Source organism: Streptomyces sp. NBC_00250 (assembly GCF_036192275.1).
GTDB lineage: Bacteria > Actinomycetota > Actinomycetes > Streptomycetales > Streptomycetaceae > Streptomyces.
The window spans coordinates 820,269-836,890 of sequence record NZ_CP108088.1; the positions used below are offsets into that span (position 1 = coordinate 820,269).

16 protein-coding genes are annotated in these 16,622 nt (G+C 72.9%); 7 read left to right on the forward strand and 9 right to left on the reverse strand.

Annotation, left to right across the window (positions count from 1 at the left end; translation table 11 throughout):
• Positions 1–45 precede the first annotated feature (45 nt).
• Complete coding sequence (locus tag OG259_RS03490; protein WP_328940824.1) at positions 46–1,452, forward strand: GH1 family beta-glucosidase; 1,407 nt, start codon at positions 46–48, stop codon at positions 1,450–1,452.
• A 112-nt stretch (positions 1,453–1,564) separates the two neighbouring features.
• Here the strand turns inward: OG259_RS03490 and OG259_RS03495 are convergent, their stop codons facing one another.
• From OG259_RS03495 to OG259_RS03505, 3 genes are all read right to left on the reverse strand, one after another.
• Positions 1,565–2,299, reverse strand: coding sequence for a hypothetical protein (locus OG259_RS03495; protein WP_328940825.1), 735 nt, complete (start codon positions 2,297–2,299; stop codon positions 1,565–1,567).
• 134 nt (positions 2,300–2,433) lie between these two features.
• Positions 2,434–3,804: a carbohydrate-binding protein gene (locus OG259_RS03500; RefSeq protein ID WP_328940826.1), complete on the reverse strand. Its 1,371-nt coding sequence runs from the start codon at positions 3,802–3,804 to the stop codon at positions 2,434–2,436.
• A 155-nt stretch (positions 3,805–3,959) separates the two neighbouring features.
• Entirely contained in the window at positions 3,960–4,895 is a 936-nt protein-coding gene (locus OG259_RS03505) for a LysR family transcriptional regulator (RefSeq protein WP_328940827.1), read from the reverse strand.
• 224 nt (positions 4,896–5,119) lie between these two features.
• Here OG259_RS03505 and OG259_RS03510 point away from each other — a divergent pair, with 224 nt between their 5' ends.
• Together OG259_RS03510 and OG259_RS03515 are read left to right on the forward strand one after the other, a co-directional pair.
• A complete protein-coding gene (locus OG259_RS03510; RefSeq protein ID WP_328940828.1) occupies positions 5,120–5,791 on the forward strand; it encodes a GOLPH3/VPS74 family protein in 672 nt (223 codons plus the stop codon).
• Positions 5,792–6,126: 335 nt separating this feature from the next.
• Positions 6,127–7,464 carry a hypothetical protein gene (locus tag OG259_RS03515; protein WP_328940829.1) on the forward strand — a complete coding sequence of 446 codons (1,338 nt, stop codon included), beginning with the start codon at positions 6,127–6,129 and terminating at the stop codon, positions 7,462–7,464.
• A gap of 55 nt (positions 7,465–7,519) precedes the next feature.
• Here the strand turns inward: OG259_RS03515 and OG259_RS03520 are convergent, their stop codons facing one another.
• From OG259_RS03520 to OG259_RS03540, 5 genes are all read right to left on the reverse strand, one after another.
• Positions 7,520–8,506, reverse strand: coding sequence for a DUF4232 domain-containing protein (locus tag OG259_RS03520; protein WP_328940830.1), 987 nt, complete (start codon positions 8,504–8,506; stop codon positions 7,520–7,522).
• A 67-nt stretch (positions 8,507–8,573) separates the two neighbouring features.
• Positions 8,574–9,029: a MarR family transcriptional regulator gene (locus OG259_RS03525; protein WP_328940831.1), complete on the reverse strand. Its 456-nt coding sequence runs from the start codon at positions 9,027–9,029 to the stop codon at positions 8,574–8,576.
• Entirely contained in the window at positions 9,026–9,508 is a 483-nt protein-coding gene (locus OG259_RS03530; RefSeq protein ID WP_328940832.1) for a MarR family winged helix-turn-helix transcriptional regulator, read from the reverse strand. The genes OG259_RS03525 and OG259_RS03530 overlap by 4 nt, the downstream gene beginning before the upstream one ends.
• 92 nt (positions 9,509–9,600) lie before the next feature.
• Entirely contained in the window at positions 9,601–10,125 is a 525-nt protein-coding gene (locus OG259_RS03535) for an AAA family ATPase (RefSeq protein ID WP_328940833.1), read from the reverse strand.
• 89 nt (positions 10,126–10,214) lie between these two features.
• Positions 10,215–11,045, reverse strand: coding sequence for a TetR/AcrR family transcriptional regulator (locus tag OG259_RS03540; RefSeq protein ID WP_328940834.1), 831 nt, complete (start codon positions 11,043–11,045; stop codon positions 10,215–10,217).
• 96 nt (positions 11,046–11,141) lie between these two features.
• Here OG259_RS03540 and OG259_RS03545 point away from each other — a divergent pair, with 96 nt between their 5' ends.
• Positions 11,142–12,776, forward strand: a complete 1,635-nt coding sequence (locus tag OG259_RS03545; RefSeq protein WP_328946982.1) for an amidohydrolase — start codon at positions 11,142–11,144, stop codon at positions 12,774–12,776.
• A 28-nt stretch (positions 12,777–12,804) separates the two neighbouring features.
• On the opposite strand, the gene OG259_RS03550 is transcribed toward OG259_RS03545, so the two are convergent.
• Complete coding sequence (locus OG259_RS03550; RefSeq protein ID WP_328940835.1) at positions 12,805–14,322, reverse strand: alpha/beta fold hydrolase; 1,518 nt, start codon at positions 14,320–14,322, stop codon at positions 12,805–12,807.
• A 155-nt stretch (positions 14,323–14,477) separates the two neighbouring features.
• Here OG259_RS03550 and OG259_RS03555 point away from each other — a divergent pair, with 155 nt between their 5' ends.
• From OG259_RS03555 to OG259_RS03565, 3 genes are all read left to right on the forward strand, one after another.
• Entirely contained in the window at positions 14,478–15,401 is a 924-nt protein-coding gene (locus tag OG259_RS03555; protein ID WP_328940836.1) for a helix-turn-helix domain-containing protein, read from the forward strand.
• A 166-nt stretch (positions 15,402–15,567) separates the two neighbouring features.
• Entirely contained in the window at positions 15,568–16,335 is a 768-nt protein-coding gene (locus OG259_RS03560; RefSeq protein ID WP_328940837.1) for a GntR family transcriptional regulator, read from the forward strand.
• 50 nt (positions 16,336–16,385) lie between these two features.
• Positions 16,386–16,613: a 4Fe-4S dicluster domain-containing protein gene (locus OG259_RS03565; protein WP_030313017.1), complete on the forward strand. Its 228-nt coding sequence runs from the start codon at positions 16,386–16,388 to the stop codon at positions 16,611–16,613.
• The last annotated feature ends 9 nt before the right edge of the window (positions 16,614–16,622 follow it).

Genomic DNA, 16,622 nt, shown 5'->3' on the forward strand with positions numbered 1-16,622 from the left:
CCTCCCCCACACACACGACGACTCACTCCAGGGAGTTCCCACCCCATGACCGCGCTCGACGCCCGTACCGGCACCACGAACGTCCTCCGGTTCCCCGAGGGTTTCCGCTGGGGCACCGCAACGGCCGCCTACCAGATCGAGGGGGCGGCGGCCGAGGACGGCCGTACCCCCTCCATCTGGGACACCTTCAGCCGTACGCCCGGCAAGGTGCGCAACGGCGACACCGGTGACATCGCCGCCGATCACTACCACCGGGTCGACGAGGACGTCGAGTCGATGCGGCGGCTCGGCGTCACCGACTACCGCTTCTCGATCTCCTGGCCCCGGGTGCAGCCCACCGGGCGCGGTCCCGCCGTGCGCAAGGGCCTGGACTTCTACCGGCGTCTCGTCGACCGTCTCCTCGCCGCCGGCATCCGGCCCGTGGCGACGCTCTACCACTGGGACCTGCCCCAGGAGTTGGAGGACGCGGGCGGCTGGCCGCACCGGGAGACCTCGTACCGGTTCGCCGAGTACGCGGGCATCATGGCGGACGCCCTCGGCGACCGGGTGGCGACCTGGACCACGCTCAACGAGCCCTGGTGCGCGGCCTTTCTCGGCTACGGCAACGGCGTGCACGCCCCGGGCCGTACCAGCGCCCTCGCCTCGCTGCGCGCCGCCCACCACCTCAACCTCGCGCACGGCCTCGCGGCGCGCACCCTGCGCGGGTCGCTGCCCGGCACCGCGGAGGTGTCGCTGACGCTCAACCTCCATGCGGTGCGGGCCAGTTCGCAGTCCGCCGAGGATCTGGACGCGGCTCGTCGTATCGACGCGGTCGGCAACCGCATCTTCCTCGACCCCGTCTTCCACGGGCAGCTCCCGGCGGACCTGGTCCGCGACACGGCCTCGGTCACGGACTGGTCCTTCGTGCAGGACGGCGATCTGGCGACGGCGGCCGCGCCGATCGACTCGCTCGGCATCAACTACTACTCCCCCTCCGTCGTCGGGGCGGGCACGTCGGAGTCGCCCTCGCCCTGGGCGGGTGCGGAGCGGCACGTCCGGTTCGAGCCGGCACCCGGGCCGCGTACGGCGATGGACTGGCCGGTGGACGCGGACGGACTCCACGAGCTGCTGATCCGCCTGCGGGACGAACTGCCGAACGTACCGCTGGTGATCACCGAGAACGGTGCGGCGTACGACGACTACGCCGACCCGTCCGGCAATGTGAAGGACCCGGAGCGCGTGGCGTACCTCCACGCCCATCTGGCGGCGGTGCACCGTGCGCTCGCGGACGGGGCCGACGTTCGCGGGTACTTCCTGTGGTCGCTCCTGGACAACTTCGAGTGGGCGTACGGCTACAGCAAGCGGTTCGGCATCGTGCACGTGGACTTCGCGACGCAGCGCCGGACGCTGAAGGACAGCGCCCGCTGGTACGCGGAGACCATCGCGCGAGGGGGCCTCGAAGAGAAGGCCTGAGGAGCCGTACGGCTCCCGACTCCGATGCCGGCCGTGACTCCGGTGGCGGCCGTGACTCCGGTGGCGGTCGTCTCTCCGGTGGCGGTCGGGGTCGGAGTCCCCGGCCCCGGGCCTACTTCCGCAGCGCGCCGGCGGCGAAGGCCCGGGTCCACGGGACGGCCGAGTCGATGGGGACGTACTGGTCGTCCGCCGGGAAGAAGTCGACGACGCCCGCCGCCCCGTAGTCGGCCCAGAAGCAGGTGGTCATCGGGAAGGTGTCGGTGACGTTCTGTCGGCACTTGACGACGAGGGAGCTGTCCGTGACGGTCTTGGCCTCGCCGGTGAAGGTGCGGCCGTAGCCCGTCGCTTGCTCCACGGACGCGTCGAAGATCCTGTTCAGCGCGGCGGTGGGGTCCACCACATGCTCGTACAGGTTGGTCCTGGCCGTGAACATGGGCGCCGAGGCGGACATCGTGCCCTTGCGGAGGACGTTGCGCGGGCTGCCGAAGCAGGACACCTCGTCGGCGACGTCCTGGCTGTCGCCCTCGATCTCCTTGAGGTCGTCGTCGCCGGTGACGCTCATGTCGAGGTCGCTGCCGTAGTGGAAGCCGCCGTCGCCCTCGTCGCACACGAGGCCTTCCAGCACCGGGACGGCGATGGCGGTGTAACGGGTGCCGGGGTCGGCGGCGAGCTTCTCGGGCGACGGAGTGGTCTCACCCTCTCCCCCGGCGGCGGGCTGTTCCCCCGACGCCTTCCCGGCCGACGACCTGACGTCCGAGGGCTTCGCGTCCGACGGCTCGGCGCCGCCGCATCCCACGACCGCCGATGCCAGAGCCGCCACGGCCACGACTGCCCGAATCCTTCTCATGTGCCGACTCCCCCGCGAAGTACCGGTGACCCTCAGATGATGATCAAGATCGCGGCGATCATACGGGCACGCGGAGGGGGTGCCGCGACACCCCCCTCGGGTACGCGGCACCCCCGGTCACTATTCGGCCAGGGTCACAGACGCTGCCACAGCGCCGGGACGTTCGGCGGCTGCCAGCCGGCCTGGGCCTGGTGTCCCTGGAGGCAGCGGTAGCTCGCGCCGCCGTACGTGACGACGTCACCGGCCACGTAGACCTTGCCGGCCGCCCAGGTGCCGCTCGGCTCCGGCTCGCCGGGGCCGGGACCCGGGTCGGTGCCGGTGGTCTTCAGGGTGAGGCCGTAGTTCTGGAGCAGTGGATTCAGTGGCTGGAAGAAGGTGGTACCGCCGCTGGAGCAGTTGCCGGAACCGCCGGAGGTCACGCCCTGGGCCTGGCTGCCGGAGATGTACGAGCCTCCGGAGTCGCCGGGTTCGGCGCAGACCGTCGTACGGGTCACCCCGGAGATGGTGCCCTCGGGGTAGGTGACGCTCGTGTTGTGCTGCTGCACGGTGCCGCAGTGCCAGCCGGTGGTCGAGCCGGAGCGGCACACGGAGGAGCCGACCGGCTGCAGGACCGAGCCGGTCACCTGGACGTTCGCGCCGCCGGAGCCCTTGACGTACGGGGTCGAGGTCCAGTTGGCGTTGGCGGCGACCCAGGCCATGTCGTTGCCGGGGAAGACCGAGCCCTGGAAGCTGCCCTGGGCCACCTGGTTGAACCCGCTGGTGGTCGTGCCCGCGCGACCGCAGTGGCCGGCGGTGGCGAAGCCCTGCGTGGTGCCCCGCGTCACCGGGAAGCCGACCGAGCAGCGCCCGCCGCCACCCATGTAGTAGGCGTCGCCGCCCCGGATGTCGTACAGCGGGCGGGGTGCCTGACCGCTGTGGACGACGCGGACCAGCTCGCGCGGCACGCCGGTGGCCCGCACGAGCCGCGCCCCGGCACCCGCCCTGGTCTCCTCGACGACCAGGACGTCGGCGCGGACGTCGACGTAGCGGACGGGCGCCTCGGTGGTCGCGGACCGGTCCAGGGTCTCCTTGGCGCGCTCCAGAACGGTCAGACCGTGCGTCACGAGACGGGCACGCGCGCCCGTGGCCCGTATCGCGGGCACGTCGGCGGCGCGGGTGGTGGCCACGGTCAGGGTGTCGGCCTCGGCACCGTCCACCCAGGCACCGGCGAAGGCACCGCCCAGGCCCTGGCGGAGCCGGGCGGCGGTGGCACCGGCCTCCGCCTCGTTGGCGAGGCGGGTGAGGGCCTGGGAGCGGGTGAGTCCCAAATCGCGTCGCATGGCGTCGAGCAGCTCGGGCCGGGCGGAGTCGGCGCCGAGTGTCCGGGCGGCGGTCTTGACGGCCGTGGCGCGGTGCGGGCCCTGGGAGTCCGGGGCCGCGGCGGCGGAACCGGCCTGGAGCCCGGCCAGCGCCATTCCGGCGGCGACGAGGGCGGTACACGCCGCGCGGGCGTGTCGTCGGAGCATGGGGGTCTCCTCGGTTCTGGGTTCTCTGTTCCGGTGGGGATCCGACCCGGGTGGGGACCTGGACCACGGAGGGATCCGACCCGGGCGGGGATCTTCTGGAACCGTAGGAATCGGAACGAGGAGACGGCAGCTGCCAGTTGGCCCCTGCCATCGCGTTATGCCCGGGGCGCCGACGCGGGCATCCGTCCCGCGCTGGTCGCCAGCGCCTCGGCGTGGGCGGCCCGGGTGTGGCCCAGGACGGCGGCGGCCCGGGAGGCCGCGCGCCCCTCGGGATGCCAGCCGAGCAGGTGCCGCCACATCAGCGGGGCACCGGCGAGGGGACGGGTGACGAGGCCCGGGGTGACGGGGAAGGTGGCCCGGCACAGCCCGACGGCCCGGCCGACCTGCACCAGGTGTACGCAGGAGGCGGTGTCCGTCTCGTACACACAGGCCGGAGTGAATCCCGCCCGTACGCAGGCGGCCGCGAAGCAGTCGCCGAAACAGCCGTCGCCCGGTACGTCGGTCCAGGCCTCCGCGGCGAGCTCGGCCAGGTCGATCTCGGTGCGGGGCGCGAGCGGATGGTCGGCGGCCAGCATCACGTACACCGGATCACGGGCGACCTCCGTCCACACGAGCCGTCCCGCCTCGGGCGGACCGCTCTCCCCGCAGACCCCGACCAGGGCGAAGTCGAGGCGGCCGTCGACGACACCGCCGGCGACCTCACGCTCCGACCACGAGGTGTACGTGCTCACGGGGGCGCCGGGGTCGTGTCGCGCGATGCGATCGACGAGGCCGCCGAGCAGCGGGCCGTGGGTGCCGCCGAGCCGGTAGCCCTCCGTACCGCCCCGCGCGAACCGCACCGCCTCCTCCTGCAGCTCGCACACCGCGGGCAGAACGACCCGTGCCCGGTCGAGCACCAGATCGCCGAGCGCCGTGGCTCGTACGCCCTCCCGTCCCCGCTCGAACAGGGCTCCGCCCAGAGCCCGTTCGATCCGCTTGAGCTGGGCACTGAGCGCCGGCTGCGCGAGCCCGAGCGCGGTCGCGGCACGGGTGAGGCTCCCGGCGTCCGCGATGGCCCGGATCGTCTTGAGGTGCCGCAACTCCAAGTCCATATCGAGAGCTTGACGCCCCCGCCCGCCGTGGTCCAGACCAAAGCACCCCGGAGTGCCTCCGCCCGGACGGAATGACGCAGGTCACGCCGGGCGGCGGCCCGCTCCGGGGAACCGTCGAGGTGCGCCGGTCGTCCTCAGGGGCGAAGGGTGCCAGATGGGCGGTCGACCGTCCGGTGGCACCGCACACGCACGCATGCGCGCATGCGGAAGGTAAGGGGTACGGGGTGGCGGTCACGCTCGCGGAGGAGATCATGCTGCTGTCCCTGGACGACGTGTCCGGGGTGGCGAAGGAACGGCAGTCCGCCGCGTGGGCCGTCGCGGGCGGCATCCTGCTCGATCTCGTGCTGGCCGGGCGCGTGTCGGTCGACGACGGGCGGCTGCGGGTGACGGACGCGACGCCCACCGAGGTGCCGCTGCTCGACGAGCGACTGCGGCAGGTGGACGCCTGGTGCGCGAAGAAGGGCAAGGCCCCGAAGGTCACCGAGTGGCTGACGAAGGACCACTCCAAGGCCGTGAAGGCCACGGTCGAGAGCCTCCGCGAGCGCGGCCTGATACGTGAGGAGCGGCAGAGGGTGATGGGCCTCTTCCCCGTCGCCCGCTATCCGGAGGCCGACGGCTCCGTCGAACGCGAGCTGAGGGCCAGGCTGCACGCCGTACTCGTCACCGGCCCCACCCACCAGGCCCGCACCACGGGCCTCCTCGCCCTGATCCACGGCGCCAAGCTCCACCGCCTCGCCTTCCCCGACCTGCCCCGCAAGGAGGTCGCGTCCCGCCTGGACGAGCTCACGGCCGGCCAGTGGGCCGCAGAGGGCGTACGCAGGGCGATCCGGGACATGCAGGCGGCGATGCTCGCGGTCACGGCTGCCACGACGGCCACGGTGACGTTCACCAGCTGAACGCCGTACGGGCCCCGGCGTCCTCACCGGCCGGGCGGGGCCGCTACGCCCCGAGCCGGCCCGGGAAGGGACCCAGGGCCGGCCCCCACGGCCCGCCCCGGGTCCGGCACCACTCTCCCCACCGCCACTCACGTCTCGCTCACGTCTCGCTCACGTTCCGCTAACGCGGACGCCGTCGCTCCGCCCCACCGGCGTACGGGCCCTTCACGTTCCGCGCCCCCTGGTGCTCCGGCTCCCTCCGCGTTTCACGGCACGTCCGTGGGCCGCGCGGTAGGCTGCTCGCCTTTCCGAACACGTACCCGATTCCTTTTCCTTGAGGGAAGCGAGCGACGCAGATGACCGATCTGAGCCGGACATACGTGGACGAGTGCCTGCGCGGGAACCTCGGGCTCGCCGGGGCCGTGGCGCGGGCCGAGCTGCCCCCGGCCTTCGAGGAGGCGTGGCGCGCGCACCTGCTGCCCCGGCCGTGGTTCGTGCGGGCCGCCGAGACCGCCGCCTTCGCCCGCGACCTGGAGGGGCTCTTCGGCCTCCTCGTGTCACTGCCGCTCCGGCTCTTCGACGGCGACCTCGACCGGTACGCGGCGGAGGTCGGGATCGAACCAGCGCTCGCGGCGCTGCTCCGGCGCGGAGGATCCGGCGTCCCCACCAAGTTCGGCCGCGCGGACGCGTACCACGACGGCACCTCCTACAAGCTGCTGGAGTTCAACCTCGGCAGCGAGGTCGGTGGAGTCGACATGGCCGTGTTCAACCAAGGGCTGTTGCGGGTCCCGGAGTTCGCCGACTTCGCGCGGGTGCACGGGCTCGGTCATGTGGACATCGCCGCGCGGACGGCCGCCGTCCTGCGCGACCGCGCCAAGCCGGTGCTGTCCGGTGACCGGGAACCCGTGGTCGGGCTGATCGAGGGCCGCGGGGGCATCGCCCCGTACGGAAGGCTGATGCGCGCCACGGTGGAGGCGATGGCCGAGCAGGGCCTCGACGTCCGGACCGGCGAGATCGACCGCGTACGCACGGGGCCCGACGGAAAGCTCACGCTGGACGGCACCCCGCTCGACCTGGTCCTGCGGAACTTCGCGGCGAGTCAGCTGCTCGAAGACCCGGAGGGCCCGGACGTGGCGGAGCCGTTCTTCCGCGCTCACGAGGCGGGCAGGACCGTGCTCTTCACCTCGCTCGAAAGCGGCCTCTACTCGAACAAGAGCGCCCTCGCCCTGCTCACCGACCCCCGCTGGAGCGGTTCCTTCGACGCCGACGAGCGGGCCCTGGTCGAACGGGTCCTCCCGTGGAGCCGTACGCTGCACGCCTCCGGTCCCGCCGAACTCGTCGACCTCTGCCGGGAGCGGAGGGGACGGCTCATCCTCAAGCCGAGCGCCGGGTACGGCGGTCTGGACACCTACGTCGGCTGGGAGTCCACCGCCGCCGACTGGGACAAGGCGCTGCGGATCGCCGTGGAGCGCGGCGGATACGTGGCGCAGGAGCGGGTGGTACCGCGCCCCGAGCCGGTGTACGACCCGGAGACCGGTTCCGTCGACGACTGGATCGCGGCGCTCGGCATCTTCCTCACCGACGAGGGGTACGCGGGCACGCACGCGCGTGCCAACCGCGCCGACGGGGGCGCGATCGTCGGCATGAGCAGCAACCCGGACACCCGGATGGTGGGCGTGTTCTCGCATCCGTGACGCGAGGGGGCGGGAGCCCAGGGGGGGGGAGGAAGGTGAAGGGGAAAGGCTCGGATCAGCGTGTCCCGGCCTGTTCCCCGGCCTTCTTCCAGGGCCCGACGCCGAGTTTCCCCGTCGTGCCGAGGTCGAGCTCGGGGGTCACCGTCACCGGGGCGGCCCCCGGCTTCGCCCACACGCGGGCGTAGGGGGCGTGCACGGGATCGCCGGCTTCGACGGTGTTGCGCCAGACAAGGCCGGCGTGGGCGCGCTCGCCCGGCTCCAGTACCAGCTGCTGCGGTGGGCCGTCGGCCCCGGTGCCCCCGGCGACGGCGTCGCCGCCCTGGACGATGGACACGCCGTCGACGCGGTCGTGGTCCTCGTCGCGGATCTCGACCCGGGGGTAGCCGTTGAGCCGGTACGGCATGGTTCCGCAGTTCTCCAGGTGGAGGCCGACGACGCGCAGCCCCATGGCCGCGTCGCCCTCATCGGCGTACACACGCACCCCGGTGGGCGGACATGTGCCGCCGACGCTCGGCGCCTCGGAGGTCGGGAAGCTCCGCACCTTCACGACCCGGGCCCGCGCCTTGCCGACCGCGTCCGGGGAGTGCCCGGTGGCGGTGACCGTACGCCGGACGGTCCGGCCGGGGGCAACGGCCTGGACGGTGTCGTCGACGTTGAAGAGTGCCTGGCCCGTTTCCGAGACGAAGCCGACCGTGACGACATAGGTGAAGGGCTCGGTCTCCCGGCTGGTGACGGAGTACACCGCGCAGGAGGGTGCACCGGCGGAGGCACCTCCGCCGGTCCCGATGATCGTGACGCCGTCCTGGGCCGGGGAGGCGGAGGCATCGCCGTCCTGCGCCGGGGAGGCAGATGCCCCCGGCATGCCCGTCCGCGGTACGCCCGCGCTCTCGGCGGGACTCGCCCCGGGCCCGCACGCCGGCGGTTCGGCGCTGCCGGTGGCGGCAGCCCCCGGCCGCTCGGTCCCGCAGGCGGTGAGGGTGAGCAGGAGGAGTCCGGCGACGGCGGCGGGGAAAGCGTGACGGGCGAGGCAGGTGTGACGCATAGGAAGATTTGATCAGACCGGTCTCCCTCGGGACCAGACCGGGCCCGGGCAGCGACCGTACGGAACCTCAGGCGTCGGCCAGTTCGGCGTTCGCGCGGTCCGTGATCAGGGTCAGCACGCGGCCCACGACGGCGAGGTCCTCGGCCGGGATGCCGTCGTACAGTCGGCCGGAGATCTCGGCGGACTCGGCGGAGGTGACCTCGTACAACTCCCGTCCGGCGTGGGTGAGTCGAACTCGGGACGTGTCCGCCGGGTCCTCTTCGAGCAGCTTCGCGGTGGTCAGTTCCTCGATGACGGCGGTCACGACCGACGCGTCGGTCTTCAGCGAGCCGGTGACGTCGCCGACGAGCTCGTCGCGGCCGATGGACTCGCCCGCTGCGACGACGGCCCGGAACGTCACGCTCTGGTGGAACGTGATGCCGTGGCGGGTCAGCACGCCCTCCAGGAGGGCACGTGCCGCATGGTGTGCCAGGGCCAGCACTCGACCGTTGACGCTGGGGGCGGTGGTGGTGTCGGTGGTCATGACTGCTCCTCGTGGTTCTCGGTGTGCGGATCAAGAGGTGCGTCGAGCAGGGTCGCCAGTTCTCGGGTGAACTCCCGCGTGCGCGGGCTGTCCTGGCCCCCGAGGGGTTCGAGCAACTGGTCAAGGAGGCCCTGGACCACCTTGATCGCGCGACGGGTGACGTCGCTTCCGTGCTCGGTGAGCGACACCTGCATGGCGCGCGGGTCGTCCGGGTCCCGGGTGCGGGCGACGAGTCCGGAGGCCTCCAGGGCGCGGACGAGCTTGGAGACGTACAGCGGCTCCAGCCCCGTCCGGTCGGCGAGTGCACGCTGACTGGGCCGGAGCCCGGAGCGCGACATGCCGTACAACGAGGCCATCACCACGTACTGGGCGTGGGTCAGACTCAGCGGTGCGACCGCCCGATCGACGGCCACACGCCACTTCATCGACAAGCGCCAGACCAGGAATCCCGCTGTGGCGTCCTTGGGTGTTGAACTCACAGGCGATACAGTACATGGATACTATGTACATGGCCACTATTTCCTCGCGGCCCCTGGAACGGGTTCGCGATCGGGCAGCGATCAGGCAGCTGTCAGGCGAACGACGGCCACCGGTCGGCGGCCCACTCGCGCCAGGTCGACCACCCGGGAGGCGGGCCGTCGATCGCGCGCCCGTCGAGTTCCGCCGTGTCCGGCTCCTCGAAGTGCGCCCGCCCGTGCCGGAGGTCGGCCTCGGTGATCGGGAACGTCTCCTCCGGGGCGGTCGCCCAGCGGTCGGCGATCCGGTTGCGCTGGGTCTCGGCGTCCACCGGCAGGTAGACCATGCGGAAGCCCGCGCCCTCGGCCTCCGCCAGCCGACGGATCGCGGACCGCTCGTCACGGGACCAACAGCCGAAGTCCACCACGACGTCGGTGCCGAGCCGCAACGCCTCCAGTGCGAGCCAGAGCATCCGCCCCTCCAGCACGTCGCGCTTCCCGTCCGCCTCCGACACACCGAACAGCGGAATCATCCAGTCGTCGGGCGTGAGGCGCAGCGCGCCGTGCTCCTCGGCGAGCTGCCGGGCACGTGTGGTCTTGCCGGCTCCAGGCAGGCCGACCATCAGGAACAACGTGGTCATGCCGAGATCGTGCCAGGGCAGCCGGTCGGACGACCACCGCTTTCCGTCCGTGCGACCTCGACTGCCGGGCGACGTCACGGCACGGTCGGTCAGCGCCGCGGCGCCGGTCGGCCGGTGGGTGGCGCTCCGTCGGGCGAGCCACGCGGCACGGCGCCGGCCGGCGGGGCGCCCTCCCGGGGTGCCGGGCGTTCACTCTCCCTCGCTGCCGCGCTCGGCGCCGGCGCGTCCGGGTGGAGTGTCGCCGCCGCGACCAGCAGGAGTTCCAGGGCGAAGGGGTAGCCGCTGTCGTGCATGTCGGCGGCCAGCAGGGGGAACGTGGCGGCGATGTTCGGGTGGGTGTCGGACGGCAGTTCGCCGTAGACCGCCTGCCAGACCTCCGCCTCCTTCTCCCGTGCCGCGGGCGGCAGGGCGAGCGCGGCGGCGTCCTGGGCAGCGAAGGCCAGGGCCTGGTCGACGAAGGCGTGGTAGATCCGTACCGCCAGGGCGTCGGGGAAGCCCGCCCGGCGCAGGACTCCGAGGATCCTCTCGACCGCCATGTTCTCGTGGGTACGCCCCGTGGTGCGGTGCGCCGCGAGGAGTGCTGCCTGCGGGTGGGCCTGGTAGCGGGAGTGGAGCCGGAAACCCATCGCGCGGAGGTCCGCACGCCAGTCACCGGTGGCCGTCCAGCCCTCCTGGGCCCGGCCGATGAGCTCGTCGGCGAGGGCGAGGAGCAGGGCGTCGGTGTTGCGGAAGTAGCGGTAGAGGGCGGTGGGGTCGGCGCCGAGGGCCGCGCCGAGTCTGCGTACCGAGAGGGCTTCCGCACCGTGCTGTTCGACCAGCCGCAGGGCGGTCTCGACGATGAGGCGTTCCGAGAGGACGGCGCCCTGTCTGGTGGGGCGGCGGCGCTGCCTGCCGCCTTCGGGAACCACGCGTTCGACCATGCCCGGAGCTTATGTCAACACCATTGACGTGTATGCGGCGGTACGGCTTGCATGGCGCCCGGCACCCGTCGTCGCACGTTCCTGGAGCGCACCCCCATGACCAAGGCCGATCTGGTCTTCACCCGCGGACCCGTCTTCACGGTGGACCCGGCCCGTACCCGGGCGACGTCCCTGGCGGTCGTCGGCGACCGCATCGCGGCCGTGGGCCACGACGAGGTCCGTGACCTCATCGGCCCCCGGACCGAGGTCGTCGACCTGACCGGGAGACTGCTGCTCCCGGGGTTCCAGGACGCCCATGTCCACGCGGTGTTCGGCGGCTCGGAGCTGGCCGAGTGCGATCTGACCGGCACGGTCGGCGTCCCCGAGTACCTCTCGCGCATCCGGGCGTACGCCGACGCGCACCCGGACCGCGCGTGGATCACCGGCGGCGGCTGGTCGATGGAGAGCTTCGAGGGCGGGTCGCCCACCCGGCAGCTGCTCGACTCGGTCGTCCCCGACCGGCCGGTCCTGCTGTCCAACCGGGACCATCACGGCGCCTGGGCCAACACCCGGGCCCTCGAACTCGCCGACATCACCGCCGACACCCCGGACCCCGCCGACGGCCGTATCGAGCGCGAACCGGACGGCTCCCCCAGCGGCATGCTCCAGGAGGGCGCCACGACGCTGGTCGCGCGGGTGGCGCCGGCGAGCACCCCGGCGGACCGGCTCGCGGGACTGCTCCGGGCCCAGGAGCTGCTGCACTCGCTCGGCATCACCGGCTGGCAGGACGCGCTCCTGGGCGCGTTCAGCGGCCGGTCCGACCCCTCGGACGCCTATGCGGCCGCCGCACGCGACGGCTCGCTCACCGCCCGGGTGACCGGTGCGCTCTGGTGGGACCGGCAGCGCGGCGCGGAGCAGATACCCGAACTGGTGGCGTTGCGCGAGGAGTTGAGCGAGGGCCGGTTCCGCGCCGGGTCCGTGAAGATCATGCAGGACGGCATCGCGGAGAACTTCACCGCCGCCATGACCTCCCCCTATCTCGACGGCTGCGGCTGCGCCACCGCCAACAGCGGTCTGAGCTTCGTCGACCCCGGGGCGCTGCGGAGCTACGTGACGGAGCTCGACGCCCTCGACTTCCAGGTCCACTTCCACGCCCTGGGCGACCGGGCCGTACGCGAGGCCCTCGACGCGCTGGAGGCCGCCGTCGCCGCCAACGGGCACCGGGGCAACCGCCACCATCTCGCCCATCTCCAGGTCGTCCACCCGGACGACATCCCCCGGTTCGCCTCGCTCGGCGCCCTGGCCAACATCCAGCCGCTCTGGGCGGCCCACGAGCCGCAGATGGACGAACTGACCATCCCCTTCCTCGGCCCGGAACGCGCGGCCTGGCAGTATCCGTTCGGTGATCTGGTGCGGGCCGGTGCCACCCTCGTCGCCGGCAGCGACTGGCCGGTGAGCAGCCCCGACCCGCTCGCGGGCATCCACGTCGCCGTCAACCGCCGGGAGCCCGGCTCCACCGACGACCGTGTCTTCCTGCCGGAGCAGCGCCTCGACCTGCCCACGGCCCTCGCCGCGTACACCGCCGGCTCCGCCCATGCGAACGGCCACGACGACGCGGGCAGCCTGCGTCCCGGGAACCTCGCCGATCTGGTCGTCCTGGACCGCGACATCCTCACGGGGCCGCCGGAGGAGATCGCCGACGCACGGGTGGAGCGTACGTACGTGGGCGGCCGTCTCGTGCACGCGGCGTGAGCGGGATGGTGGTCGGGTCGGACGCCGGTCAGTCCCGCAGATGCCCGAGCACGGATCGCATCGCCCGCTCCACGCGCGCGCGGGACTCGTCGGTCGGGTCGACCAGCTCGAAGCCGTGGTGGCCGTCCGGGACGTCGACGATCTCGACCTCGGCCCCGTTCTTCGCCGCGGCGGTCAGGAACTCCTCGACCGTCGCCGCGAACGCCGGGTGCTCCCGTCCGGCCCGGGTCAGGACGATCGGCGGCCCGTCCGCCGTACCCACGACGTCGACGGGCCTGAAGCGGGGCTCCACCGCACCCCAGTCGGGCAGCGGGGCCAGGACCGGGTAGCTCGCCGCCACACAGCGCAGCCACGGCGGAGGTGCGGCCAGCCAGTCCGCCGCCAGGAGCCCGCCCGCGGAGAAGAACCAGAGCGCGATCCGCTCCTCGTCGACCCGCGGGTCGGCGCGCACGAGGGCCACGGCTTCGGCGAGATCCTCGGCCGCGAGGGCGAAGTCGGCGATGCCGTGCAGCCGGTGGTCGAGGGTGACGCCGACCGCTCCGAGGCTCGCCGCGTAGCGGCCGTACCCGAGGAGGAACGGGGTGTCCCGTGGGGTGGGCCGCTGGTCGGGGGCGACCGGGCCGCCGTGGACGAAGACGACTGCCGGTCGAGGCCGATCGGCGTCCCCGAGTGGAGAGACGACGGGGAGGTGGAGGTCGACCCGACCGCGCCGCTCACACGGCACCTCGGGTACGTCGAGGAGGAAGGGCAGCAGGTGCGTCGGCCGCTCGTCCGCCTGCTCGGGCACGGTCACCCGGTGGCCCTCTCCGGCCGCCGCCCGGCGCAGCACCTCGGCGAGTTCCTCGGGAGCGGAGAGCATCGGCCAGTGGCCGGTGTCGAGGTCGAAGAAGCGCATCCGGTCGTCGGCGAGCGCCCGGAACTGCGGCGGCCCGGATTTCACCAGCATCCGCACGAGCTCGATGCCGGACCCGTTGGCGGTGCACAGCACGCCGGTGATCGGCAGGGAGGCGGCAGCGCCGGTGAGCCGGAGCGGCTGGGTGAGCGTGCCCGCCGGCTGGGGCGCGGCGAGGCGCTCAAGGCGTTCCAGCGCTTCGGCGGGGACACCTTCGGTGCTGCCCCAGCGGGACCAGTTGCCCGGCTCCGGCGGCGCGACCCTGCCCCGGGCCCGGTCGGCGAGCCGTGCCCGGACCTCGGGGTCGGGTACGGAGCGCGCGGCGGCCTCGCCGTTCTCCGGCAGACCCGTGTCCAGGGAGACGATCCGGGCGACGCGTCCGTGGCGCCGGTCGGCTGCGCCGAGGACGGGGTGGAGCCCGTAACCGTGTCCGACGAGGACGACCTGGGGCGCCCCGATGCCGTCGATCAACCGCACCAGGTCCTCGATGTGCGTCTCCAGATCGGTCGCGGGTCCGGCCTCGTCCTGCCGGTTCCCCATCCCTGTGAGGGTCACGGGGTACGCCTCCGAGCCCGCCGCCCGGAGCCGGGACGCGGTCCGCTCCCATACCCAGCCGCCGGTGAAGGGGCCCGACACCAGCACGAACACGGTCATGATCGTCTCCTTGCGACTCCTCGGGGATGTCTCGCCCCACGCTAGGAACTCCCCCTGGGGGAGATACAAGGAGCACGTGGGCAGGGCCGTACGCCACACTGAGAGCGACGGTATGGAAGGGCTCCTGCCGAGGGCCCTTGAGGGAGGCTCACGTCGTGGTGTCCGACGGGCTGTGGAGCATCGGGGAGCTCGCCGAGCGTGCGGGTGCCACGGTGAAGACGGTGCGGTACTACTCCGACCGGGGTCTGCTGCCCGAGGCGGGGCGCAGCTCCGGCGGGCATCGGCGGTACGGGCCCGGGGCGCTCGACCGGCTCCGGCTGATCCGCTCCCTGCGTGCCCTGGGTCTGCCCGTTCCGGAGGTCGAGCGGGTCCTCGCGCGTGACGAGGCGCTGGAGGAGGTCGTCTCGGGGCAGTTGCGGGACCTGGGTACCCGACTGGCCGCGTTGCGCTGGCGCGAGGCGTCGCTGCGGCTGCTCCAGGACTGTGCGGCCGGGGAGCGGTCCGAGCGGCTGCGGCTGATCGGTGCGGTGTCCGTGCCGCCGGACACGGCGGCCCTGGTCCGGTTCTGGCGTCGGATCCTGCCGGTGCGTCTGCCGGGGCGGGTGGTGTCGATGGTGCTCGACTCGGTGGTGCCGGGGGTCCCTGAGGAGCCGAGTCCCGCGCAGGTCCTCGACTTCGCCCGGTTGCACGCGCTGGTGTCCGATCCGCTGGTCGACCGGCCGGAGTCGCGGCCGGCGCCTCCGCTGCCGGACGGGGAGTACCGGCCGACGGTGCTGTACGAGGGTCTCGCGGAGGCGTACACACTGGCCTCGGCGGAGCTACGGGGCGGACGGGACCTGCGTGACGGCGGCGCCCTGGACTGCTTCGTCGCCGCCTACGCCCACGCGCGCGGGGAGGGGGACTCCCCGGACTTCCGGCGGAGCCTCCTTCCGTTGCTCGCCCGGAGCGACGGGCCCTTGATCACCCGCTACTGGAAGTTCGCCGCCGGGTTGTTCGCCCCGGGTGAGCCGGTCCTCGGCGCCCTCCACCATCGCCTCTCCGTCGCCCTCCACCTCGATGTCGGGGCCCAGGCCGACTGAGCTTCCCGCATGGTGGGCAACCGCTGGTCCACGTCGTGGGCAGCGAAGTGGCGGATCTCGCCGACTGCTCGACATCTCCCCTGGTCAGAGCGGTGCGTACGGCGTGTCAGGTGGCGCAATACTGCCGCAACACCACCCCGGCCGCCGCGCCGCTACGTTCCTTGCCATGCCCCCCGAAGCCGCTTCCGCCGCCCGCCCCGTCGCCGCCGCCCGCCGTCGGCGGCTGCGTGCGGACCGGGCGCGGCAGCTAGCCGACCTGCTGCGCCACCAGATCCTGGCGGGTGGCTTCCCCGGCGGGATCCTTCCTCTCGAGGACGTGATCGCGGCCGATTACCGGGCCAGTCGGAACACCGTCCGGCAGGCCCTCGATCTGCTGCGGGGCGAGCAGATCGTCGAGCGGCAGCCGGGGGTCGGCACGGTGGTGGTGTGCGAGAAGTATCCGCACGGCCTCGACCGGCTCCAGGGGCTCGCCGAGACGCTGCGGGAGCACGGGCGGGTCACCAACGAGGTCCGGACCGTCGGGCCGGTCTCCGCTCCGGGGCCGGTGGCCCACCGGCTCGGGCTGCCGGACCACTCCGATGTGCTCTGCATCGAGCGCCTGCGTCGGCTCAACGGGCTGCCGCTCTCCCTCGACCTGTCGTACCTCCCCATGGACATCGGGGGTGAACTCCTCGGCTGCGACCTGGAGAACACCGATGTGTTCCGGCTCCTGGAGCAGCTGACCGGCGGTCCGCTGGGCCACGCCGAGATCACCCTGGAGGCCGTCAACGCCGACGCGCACTCCGCCGCCGTGCTCCAGGCCCCGCGCGGGGCCGCCGTCCTGATGCTGGAGCGGCTGACCTGTCTGCCCGACGGACGGCCGGTGGACCTGGAGTTCATCCGGTTCCGCGGTGACCGCATCACCATGGGCGGCGTCCTGCGCCGCTCGCTCTGACCCACCCCCTGCCCCTCCCCGCTCCGCCGACCCCTTTCCTGGAGACAGCCATGCCTCTGGTCCCCCAGCGCGCCGACGTGCCCGTGACCATCGACGAGTCGAAGTGCATCGACGGATGCACGCTCTGCGTCGACATGTGTCCGCTGGACTCGCTCGCGATCCGCGAGGAGGACGGCAAGGCGTACATGCACGTGGACGAGTGCTGGTACTGCGGCCCGTGCGCCGCCCGCTGCCCCACCGGCGCGGTCACCGTCAACATGCCCTACCTGCTCCGGTGAAAGGCCGAA

Bases quoted from the DNA above. Each gene is read 5' to 3' on its own strand.
- OG259_RS03490 (WP_328940824.1), top strand. From the start codon at position 46: ATGACCGCGCTCGACGCCCGTACCGGCACCACGAACGTCCTCCGGTTC.
- OG259_RS03495 (WP_328940825.1), bottom strand. From the start codon at position 2,299: ATGAGAAGGATTCGGGCAGTCGTGGCCGTGGCGGCTCTGGCATCGGCG.
- OG259_RS03500 (WP_328940826.1), bottom strand. From the start codon at position 3,804: ATGCTCCGACGACACGCCCGCGCGGCGTGTACCGCCCTCGTCGCCGCC.
- OG259_RS03505 (WP_328940827.1), bottom strand. From the start codon at position 4,895: ATGGACTTGGAGTTGCGGCACCTCAAGACGATCCGGGCCATCGCGGAC.
- OG259_RS03515 (WP_328940829.1), top strand. From the start codon at position 6,127: ATGACCGATCTGAGCCGGACATACGTGGACGAGTGCCTGCGCGGGAAC.
- OG259_RS03520 (WP_328940830.1), bottom strand. From the start codon at position 8,506: ATGCGTCACACCTGCCTCGCCCGTCACGCTTTCCCCGCCGCCGTCGCC.
- OG259_RS03525 (WP_328940831.1), bottom strand. From the start codon at position 9,029: ATGACCACCGACACCACCACCGCCCCCAGCGTCAACGGTCGAGTGCTG.
- OG259_RS03535 (WP_328940833.1), bottom strand. From the start codon at position 10,125: ATGACCACGTTGTTCCTGATGGTCGGCCTGCCTGGAGCCGGCAAGACC.
- OG259_RS03540 (WP_328940834.1), bottom strand. From the start codon at position 11,045: ATGGTCGAACGCGTGGTTCCCGAAGGCGGCAGGCAGCGCCGCCGCCCC.
- OG259_RS03545 (WP_328946982.1), top strand. From the start codon at position 11,142: ATGACCAAGGCCGATCTGGTCTTCACCCGCGGACCCGTCTTCACGGTG.
- OG259_RS03550 (WP_328940835.1), bottom strand. From the start codon at position 14,322: ATGACCGTGTTCGTGCTGGTGTCGGGCCCCTTCACCGGCGGCTGGGTA.
- OG259_RS03560 (WP_328940837.1), top strand. From the start codon at position 15,568: ATGCCCCCCGAAGCCGCTTCCGCCGCCCGCCCCGTCGCCGCCGCCCGC.
- OG259_RS03565 (WP_030313017.1), top strand. From the start codon at position 16,386: ATGCCTCTGGTCCCCCAGCGCGCCGACGTGCCCGTGACCATCGACGAG.